The sequence below is a fragment of the Photorhabdus africana genome (assembly GCF_035181445.1).
In the GTDB taxonomy this organism is placed as follows: domain Bacteria; phylum Pseudomonadota; class Gammaproteobacteria; order Enterobacterales; family Enterobacteriaceae; genus Photorhabdus; species Photorhabdus laumondii.
Genome location: NZ_JAXBVE010000013.1, coordinates 116,465 through 124,485, shown reverse-complemented (window position 1 = coordinate 124,485; position 8,021 = coordinate 116,465). Strand labels below are relative to the sequence as shown.

The 8,021-nt window shown below is 46.3% G+C and carries 8 protein-coding genes; all 8 read left to right on the top strand.

The window, feature by feature from the left end; all coding sequences use genetic code 11:
- The coding region (locus SLS51_RS09955; RefSeq protein ID WP_323837851.1) for a hemagglutinin repeat-containing protein at window positions 1-3,163 on the top strand (3,163 nt) is incomplete at its 5' end.
- A gap of 2 nt (window positions 3,164-3,165) precedes the next feature.
- The gene (locus SLS51_RS09950) at window positions 3,166-3,717 is read left to right on the top strand and encodes an immunity 42 family protein (RefSeq protein WP_323837849.1); all 552 of its coding nucleotides are present in this window, start codon (window positions 3,166-3,168) and stop codon (window positions 3,715-3,717) included.
- A 206-nt stretch (window positions 3,718-3,923) separates the two neighbouring features.
- Window positions 3,924-5,015: a hypothetical protein gene (locus tag SLS51_RS09945; RefSeq protein ID WP_323837847.1), complete on the top strand. Its 1,092-nt coding sequence runs from the start codon at window positions 3,924-3,926 to the stop codon at window positions 5,013-5,015.
- A 13-nt stretch (window positions 5,016-5,028) separates the two neighbouring features.
- Window positions 5,029-5,367 carry a DUF6572 domain-containing protein gene (locus SLS51_RS09940; protein ID WP_323837845.1) on the top strand — a complete coding sequence of 113 codons (339 nt, stop codon included), beginning with the start codon at window positions 5,029-5,031 and terminating at the stop codon, window positions 5,365-5,367.
- Between the two features lie 189 nt (window positions 5,368-5,556).
- Window positions 5,557-5,763 (top strand): hypothetical protein, encoded by a 207-nt coding sequence (locus tag SLS51_RS09935; protein WP_323837843.1) that lies wholly within the window; start codon window positions 5,557-5,559, stop codon window positions 5,761-5,763.
- Between the two features lie 342 nt (window positions 5,764-6,105).
- A complete protein-coding gene (locus SLS51_RS09930; RefSeq protein ID WP_228903004.1) occupies window positions 6,106-6,579 on the top strand; it encodes an Imm42 family immunity protein in 474 nt (157 codons plus the stop codon).
- Between the two features lie 252 nt (window positions 6,580-6,831).
- Entirely contained in the window at window positions 6,832-7,425 is a 594-nt protein-coding gene (locus SLS51_RS09925; RefSeq protein ID WP_323837841.1) for a hypothetical protein, read from the top strand.
- A 2-nt stretch (window positions 7,426-7,427) separates the two neighbouring features.
- On the top strand, window positions 7,428-7,970 hold the full coding sequence (locus SLS51_RS09920) for an immunity 42 family protein (protein WP_323837839.1): 543 nt from the start codon (window positions 7,428-7,430) through the stop codon (window positions 7,968-7,970).
- The last annotated feature ends 51 nt before the right edge of the window (window positions 7,971-8,021 follow it).

Here is an 8,021-nt window from a genome sequence, read left to right as displayed (position 1 = left end):
AGACCTGCATATTAGCGGCAGCAACGTCGCAGGTACGCAGGATGTCAGCCTGAACGCCGGTCATCAGCTCACCGTCACCACCGCAGCAGAAGTGCATAATGAAACCCATCTACGGCAGGAGAAAAAATCGGGCCTGATGGGGACCGGCGGCATTGGCTTCACCTTAGGCAAAGCCAGCCAGAAAGTCACCACCGACAGTGACAGCCAGCTTAGCAAAGGCAGCACGGTCGGCAGCAGCCAGGGCAATGTCACCCTCAACGCGGGAGAACAGCTCCGGGTTCACGGCAGCGAGGTGATTGCCGGTAAAGACCTGACGCTGACTGGTCAACAGGTCGATATCACCAGTGCAGAAAACCGCCATCACACCACGACAAAAACCGAACAGAAACAGAGCGGCTTAACCGTGGCGCTGAGTGGCGCCGCCGGCGGGGCCGTCAACAGCGCGGTGCAGACAGCCAGAGCCGCCCGCAATGAAAGTGACCCGCGAGTGAAAGCGTTGCAAAACACTCAAGCCGCGCTGAGCGGAGTGCAAGCGGCGCAGGCTGGCCGACTGGCGGCGGCTCAGGGCCGTGACGACAAAGGCAATAATAATCTGGCCGGGATTAGCCTGTCCTACGGTCGCCAGTCTTCCCGTTCAGAACAGCAGCACCGCCAGACCACCCAACAGGGCAGCCATCTCACGGCCGGGGATAACCTCACCATAACCGCCAAAGGGGATGGCAAAGGCGCATCAGGCCAGAATGGCGATATCCGCATTCAGGGCAGCCAGTTACAGGCGGGTAAAGACCTGCAACTGAATGCTCACCGGGATATTCAGCTCTCCTCCAGCCAGAACACCGAACAGACTACCGGCAAAAACAGCAGCCACGGCAGCTCGCTGGGCATGGGCCTGACCGCGGGACCGGGAGGTACCGGCCTGAGCGTCTCGGCCAATGTCAGCCGGGGCAACGGCCGTGAAAACGGCAACGGCGTCAGTCATACTAACACCACATTACAGGCGGGACAGACCGTCGGGCTAAACAGTGGCCGGGACACCACGCTGAAAGGGGCACAAGTCAGCGGCGAACAGATTACCGCCGACGTAAAACGTCATTTGACATTAAGCAGCGAGCAGGACAGCCAGCGCTATGACAGCCGACAACAGAATGCCAGCGCCGGCGTCAGTGCCACCGTGGGTCCCCTCTCCAACGGTACCGCGAGCCTCAATGCCAGCCGCAATAAACTGAACAGCAACTATGACAGCGTGCAGGAGCAGACCGGGCTGTTTGCCGGCAAAGGCGGCTATCAGGTTCATGTCGGTGATCACACCCAATTGGACGGCGCGGTGATAGCGAGTCAAGCCGACAAAGCCAAAAACACCCTGAACACCGGGACGCTGGGCTTCAAGGATATTCAAAATCAAGCGGACTTTACTGTTGAGCAGCAGAGTGCGGGCATCAGCCTCGGCCAACCGACCGCCGGTCAGGTTCTCAATAATCTGGCGGTCAATGGGCTGACCGGGACTCATAACTCAGGCCATGACAGCAGCACCACGCACGCCGCCGTCAGTGACGGCAATCTGATTATCCGGGATAAGGCGCACCAGACGCAGGATGTCGCGAACTTAAGTCGCGATACCGATAACGCCGCCAATGTCCTGAGTCCCATATTTGATAAGGAAAAAGAACAACAACGGCTGAAACAGGCGCAACTGATTGGCGAAATCAGCGCCCAGATGACCGAGATAGCCAGTACGGAAGGGAAAATTATCGCCACCAAAGCGGCGAAAGCGAAGCTGGACCATATCAGTGAACCGGACAAAGAGGCCGCCAGAAAAAAACTGGTCGACAGTGGCAATCCACACCCGACTTCGGCGGATATCAATAAGCAAGTTTATGACACCGCTTACACGCAGGCGCTGAATGACTCCGGCTTTGGGACCGGCGGAACCTATCAGAAAGCGTTACAGGCGGCCACGGCAGCGATTCAGGGCTTAGCGGGCAACAACCTCGGTCAGGCGCTGGCAGGCGGCGCTTCTCCTTATCTGGCGGGCGTGATTAAAGAACTGACGACGGACCCACAAACCCATCAGGTGGATACCGCCACCAATACGCTGGCCCATGCGATTTTAGGCGCGGTAGCCGCCGAAGTCAGCGGTAACAATGCCTTGTCAGGCGCAGCCGGTGCGGCTTCGGGTGAACTGGCCGCTCAGGTACTGATAAAACAACTTTATGGCGACGGGGCCAAAGTCAGTGAGTTAACGGAGGAGCAGAAGCAAACTATCAGCACCCTTTCCACCCTGGCGGCAGGGCTGGCAGGCGGTATTGCTGGTGACTCCACCGCCAGTGCCCTCACTGGGGCGCAGGCAGGGAAGAATGCAGTAGACAATAATCATCTAAGCGTTGACCAGAATCGTTCAAGAAGTGAGGAACTGGTTAATTGTCAGGGGGATACCAGTTGCCGTGCGACTGTCAGGGATAAATATCGGCAGGAATATGACAAGGTTCAAGAGCGGATAGCAACGTGTTCAGGGGCTGACCAGTGCGTTGCCGTTGCTAAAGAGCTGCGGGCATTACAAGGTGACTATAGTGCGCGAATAGGCGAAATTCAGGAAAAAGCCAGAATGCAGGGGCTGGATTCCCTCACGCCAGCAGAAGTGCGGGAATGGGCAGATTTACGCGGTGCGATGTCAAATATTGACGCATCACGGAATTTAGTGCTCCATCGTGCCCAAATCACCGGCGGCTCAGAAGAAACCACCCAGGAAATCGTGAAGATTATGGGGCAGACGGGAATTGCGGCGTCTGCGGGAGTGGCCGGAGGGATTAGTAAGGCTGGAGCAAAAGGAGTCAAGGGAAGTGCTATACCGGTTCCTGATCCTGTGACAACTAATAATGGATTAGTGTATAAATCAAACCCTAAACATACTCCGGGACAAATAGGTTATCACCGTAATGCCGGGACTGAACCTAAGAATTCGGTCGAATTGTTTGGCAATTCAGTTACAAGTGGTAAAAAAAGATACGCATTGGATAGTGATGGTAATGTCCATCAATTTACCAATACTAATGATGGTACGTGGCATTGGTCCGGTAGCACAGGTGATAAAAGTGCGGCATTAAGCAAGAGCGACGTTCCATCAGACGTTAAAAAGAAACTTGGTTTACCAGGAAAATGGAGATAATTATGATTTTTGGTGATCCAAATCATTTTGCCATACTTATAGAGTATTTATCTGATTGGAGTACAGAAAATGGATATAGAAATGGCTTATTTCATTTTTGTATAGATGGAAAACTGTATCCGAATAGTGCGAAAGTAGCAACATTAGGAGGAGATATCCTGTGTTTATCTGATGGGAATGCTTTGGTATTACCTGTTGAAAATAATAATATTTTTAATATGGAAAAAAAAGAGGCTTACTTCTCTATGTTAAAAACAATGTTGCCTGAACGGGCAGAACCAGGGAAAGAAGTATCAGACGATTTTGTTACTTCTTACAAATATCAAGCATCTACATATAATTTAGAAAATGACTGTTGTTATGTTTTTGCTGTATCTAATGGCAGTATGATAAGAATATTAGGTGCAAAACTGAGTGTTTTAAATGGTAATGATGATGTTGGATATCATTGGGAGGAAATACTAAAACCACATATTACTGATATTATTTTAGAAAAGGAAACAGTGAAAAACATTGTCACTTCGACAATAAATTATTATTACTGCCTAAAGTAAAATCCCATCCATGTGAACTGTACCCCAAATGTTAGACAATCATCCGACATTTAAAAGGGGCAGTTCATCACGTCTGGGAAAAGTAGCTTACAGGCTGAAAAGTCGCATCGGGGCGTTGTGGGTCGAGCCTCAAACCACACTGGAAAAAACGGGTTGTAACTGACTGAGGGCATTAGGAAAATCGGCGTTCGGTAATCAACGTCGCAATGGAATGCGTTGTTATTGAGAATAATGCGCTGGCCTCGCGAAATCTGGGCGATTGCCGCACGATGTCACCGGAAGCGTGCGGCAAGGCTAAAGAGCTGAGCCAGCGTATTCTGGATAAAGGTCTGCCGTCAGTGGAGGACATGCGCGGTAAACTGGCATCGTGTCAGGATGACAGATGCCGTAAAGGGGTCTGGACGGAATATCGACAGGCCAGTGATGCGACCATCAATACCCTGAAACAAATGGCGTTGAATGGCGAGTTGAGCCGCGAAGAGCTGGCCTTTATCAACCATGAGTTGGGTAAAGAACTGGCGGTATCAGGATACCGTGCCAATGATAAGATAGGTCGTTCAGAGCAGAGTAGTTGGCTAAATGGTGGTGGTGGGCCACTCTCCGGGTTCTTTAACACGGAACTGCGCCAAAAAGAGCTGGAAAAATCGGGCTTGTCCAAAGCGGATGCGGCGCAGTACGTGAAGGAAGAGCAGCGGAACCTGTTGTTGCTGGAGACCGCGGTCGGGGCTATTGAGGCAAAAACTAATAGAACTTCTATAAATGTAGTCGGAAAAGGCGCAACATTACCTACTGGTTATACCCCAAAAGGAAATTCAGTTACTGGGCCAAAAGATGGTGTTTATAATAACACTGGAAAAGTAGACGCATCAGGAAACACTATTTATAGTCACAATGGTGGGTACTATACGTTTGAAAATGGCGTGAAGACAAGAGTTCAATCACCTAATTCTGGCTCACAAGCACAACAGAATTACGAGAAAGGTAAAGAATTTGAACAATCTACTTACGATAAATTCAAAGTTGATAAAGTTGAATCAGCACGGGAAATTACTGTCAAAACAGAGAGTAATACAAAAATAAGGGTTGACATGATAGGCAAAGATAAAGAAGGAAACATTATCTGTGTTGAATGTAAAAGCTCATCAACTGCTCCATTAACAACAAATCAAAAGAAAGGTTTTCCTGAACTTGAAACCAAGGGGGGTACTGTCGTTGGAAAAGGAAAACCGGGTTTTGAAGGAGGGAGCAAAATACCGCCAACCAAGGTTGACATCATCAGACCTACTTCTAAAGATTGAGTAAGGAGTTAATATGTCTATAGAAGACGTGAACAAAATAGATATGATAGGTATACCTAATAACAATGAAAACTTAGTTGTTCTAGGATTAACTGATCATTTACCGTGGAGTGGTTCTATAGAAGAACATTTACTGAAACTACAAGAAAAAATAAATAGTTATATTCGTTTTATTGAAAGCGGGGAGATATACGAAAGCTTCCCTGCTTCCTGTGGAAAAAGTGAAACGCTAATAGAAGTTTATTTTAAGTATCATATCCCACATGAATGTGCCGATTTTTTGGAAAAGGTTGGAGAAATTCTTGCACCTGTTAATATTCAGTTACGATATGAAGAAGGTGATACTGCTTAAATAGATGTATTAATTATTTGATCTCAATGATCAGATTGGCGCAGAGGGCTTGCTCATTGCGCTAATTTCAGTCCTTTTATACCTCTGATATCAGGAGGCCGATACGGGAGCGCTACCTGTACCGCAAGACCAACGGAGAGCCGTTGAGTATTCGTACTCAGTGTCCCCAGTTGCAGCTGTTGCAGGGTAATGGCAACAAAGACCGGGTGTGGTCATGCAAAACCCGAAGCCACCGTGTATCAGAACATCGCAGGGGTACCTTCACCCGTTGCTGAAAAAGGCGCGACACTGACAAATGCCCGGTGGGAAAAACCGGTCTTCGGGGGCGAAAAGCGCGTCTGGGAGTTTTGGGTTCAGCGACAAAGCAGCACTGGAAAAACGGTTGTAACTGACTGAGGGCATTGGGAAAATCGGCGTTCGGCGGTCAACTTCGCAATGGAATGCGTTGTTTGGACTAAAAATTGAATCTAACTCTAAGCATACACTTGGAGCTCAAGGGTTCAGACCGAATGCTGGTATTGAACCACGAGACTCTCTGAGCATTTTTGAAGGTTCAGTATCTATAGATTCTGATAAACATAGATATGCTAAAGACTCCAATGGACATATCCATAGATTTTCACCAAATAATACAGGTGTCTACCATTGGTCTGGTAGTACTGGAGACTCAAAAAATAAATTGGAATTAACTGGAAAGGTGAAGTCTAGGTTACAAAAACAAGAAGGGTGGAAAATAAAATGATTATTGGAGATCCTTATCAAATTGCTATCCATATTGAGCAAATTGATGTCCTGTGTTCACCGAGTGGAATGTTTAATTTTATAATTAATGACACCTTAGTTCCAGGGAAAGGAGTAACAATGGATCTATACATGGTGATATCTGAACTAAAAGAGAGCCTTGAAGACGGAATGCGCAAGAACTTGCGAGATGTTGGGAATATCCCATTGTCTGATTTAGATTTTTCTGAAGGAGAACCGGAGAACTTTATCTCATTATCCTCTGAATTATCAGATTATGGCTTTATTTTGTGGTTGGGTTTTGATGGAGATGAAGATCGTCTTATTTATACAACAAATTATGAAAAAACATTCCAAGAAGAACGATATCCTAGAGGAACAATAGAAAAATTAATTAGAGACCTACCGTTAGCAGAGGATTTAGTAATGAAAAAAACAGGAGCATTTATTAATACTGAGCTGAAATCATAAAAAGTTGTTGTCGATAATAACCACTTAAGCGTTGACCAGAATCGTTCAAGGGGTGAGGAACTGGCCAACTGTCAGGGGATACCAGTTGTCGTACGACTGTCAGGGGATACCAGTTGTCGTACGACTGTCAGGGATAAATACCGACAGGAATACGACAAGGTTCAAGAGAGGATAACAACTTGTTCAGGGGCTGACCAGTGCGTTGCGGTTGCCAAAGAGCTGCGGGCATTACAGGGTGATTACAGTGCCCGGATGAGTGAAATTCAGGAAAAAGCCAGAATGCAGGGGCTGGATTCTCTCACACCGGCAGAAGTGCGGGAATGGGCAGATTTACGCGGTGCGATGTCGAATATTGATGCCTCCCGCAATTTAGTGCTCCATCGTGCTCAAGTCACCGGCGGCTCAGAAGAAACGACCCAGGAAATCGTGAAGATTATGGGGCAGACGGGAATTGCGGCGTCTGCGGGAGTGGCCGGAGGGATCAGTAAATCTGGAGCAAAAGGAAGTGCTGTACCAGTACCTAATCCAGTGACAGCGAATAATGGGTTAGTTTATAAATCAAATCCTAAACATACTCTTGGTGGTGATGGAAATCGCCGTAATGCGGGAATAGAACCCAAAGACTCATTGAAACTTTTTGAAAATTCAATTCCAAGCTCCAAAAATTATGGTAATAAAGAAGTTAGATTTGCTAAGGATGAAAAAGGTAATGTTCATCGGTTCGAAGGGACCAATGGGGAATATCACTGGAATGGAAGTACCGGTGATGTAAAAAATCCATTGAATAAAAATGACATTCCTAATGAAGTCAAAAAACAACTTGGTTTGTCCGGAAAATGGAGATAAAAATGATTTTTGGTGATCCATATCGTTTTGCAGTGTTAATACAACATCTTCCAGAATGGAGTGATGATACTTATAAAAATGGACTTTTCCATTTTTGTATTGATGGTTTTTTTTTCCCTGAAGAAATAAGGACATCTACCCTTTGGGTAGATATCTTTTCGTTGAAAGACAATACTAATGCTTTATTTTCTTTTCAGGAAAATAAAGCGTTGTTTGAAAAAGGAACTAAAGATGCTTTTAACTTTATGTTAGGAATGATTTCTCCAGAGTTGATAGGACAAGATGAGCCCGAGAATTTTGAGCAATCTTATCAATATCAAGCGTCAACAGAAAATATTAATGATGCTGGTTTTATTGTTTTTGCTGTTTCTTATGGTGATATGGTTAGGATACTTGGCGCTAAGTATAGTGAATTAAAACAAGACGAACATGGGAATAGTTTTTGGGAAACGGTCACTAATCCTGATATCAGAGAGGCTATTCTTTATAAGAGTGAAGTTAATGAAATAATTTCAAAAGCATTCGAATATTATTCAACCATTTAACTCACTGCCTTTTAACAGCATCAAAGCAAAATGGCTTATGAGGCTCAAAAG